1 protein-coding gene and 1 pseudogene are annotated in these 1,053 nt (G+C 46.4%); both read left to right on the top strand.

The features are described from left to right. Positions 1-89 precede the first annotated feature (89 nt). The gene (lipB, locus tag A3766_RS04485) at positions 90-713 is read left to right on the top strand and encodes a lipoyl(octanoyl) transferase LipB (RefSeq protein ID WP_231872205.1); all 624 of its coding nucleotides are present in this window, start codon (positions 90-92) and stop codon (positions 711-713) included. A 32-nt stretch (positions 714-745) separates the two neighbouring features. Further along, positions 746-1,053: pseudogene (locus A3766_RS04480) on the top strand (hypothetical protein); the annotation flags it as partial.

Here is a 1,053-nt window from a genome sequence, read left to right as displayed (position 1 = left end):
TCTGGCATGTTGATCTGAGGGCGATAGCGATGACAGAGAAAGCTCAAAACTCAAATGGCCCAGCGTTTGGCCAGCATTTACAAGTAAAAATGTTACACGGTCTCCAGCCTTATGAAAAAGTCTGGCGAGCAATGCAGGAATTTACCGACCAGCGCGACGAGCAGACCGAAGATGAAATATGGGTGCTGCAGCATGAGCCTGTTTTCACGCAAGGGCAGGCCGGAAAAGAAGAGCATATTCTAGCGCCAGGAGATATTCCTGTTGTACCTGTCGACCGGGGTGGTCAGGTTACCTATCATGGCCCGGGACAACTTGTAATTTATCTTATGCTCGATATAAACCGTATGGGAATTGGTGCTCGAGACCTTGTTTCTAGAATAGAGCAGGCTTTGGTCAATATGTTGGCCTTATACGGTATTCAGGCTGCACCTAAAAAAGATGCTCCCGGTGTTTATGTGGGAGAAGATAAAATTGCTTCACTGGGCTTGCGTATCAGGCATGGGCGTTCGTTTCATGGTTTGAGTCTCAATATCGATATGAACCTTGAGCCTTTTGGGCGTATTAACCCTTGTGGCTATCAAGATCTCAAAATGGTTCAGCTGTGTGATTTCCAAGAAGATGTTGCTGTTGAGAGAGCGGCAGGTTGCTTGGTTAATGAGCTGCGAAAGTCTTTTTCCTATGACGATATTGTTATGGAATATAAAGACAGTTAATTGCTCAAAATTAAATTTAGTAGAAGGTAGTTATGACAGATTCTCCCAAGGGTAGTGCCGACGCGAAGACAGGCAGTAGTGCTAAGACGATTAAGCGAGCTGTGCAGGGTGAAAAGCTTCGTGGCGCCGAGAAGGTCGCCAGAATACCCGTTAAAGTCATTCCTACTGAAAAAATGCCACGAAAGCCAGACTGGATTCGCGTTCGGGTTCCGGCAACCCCAAAGATTGATGAGATAAAGGGTAAGCTACGTAAGCATAAACTACATAGTGTTTGTGAAGAGGCTTCTTGCCCGAATTTGGGAGAGTGCTTCGGCGGCGGCACCGCTACCTTCATGATAAT

This window comes from Oleiphilus sp. HI0132, assembly GCF_001635845.1.
This window is presented reverse-complemented; position numbering and strand designations above follow the sequence as displayed.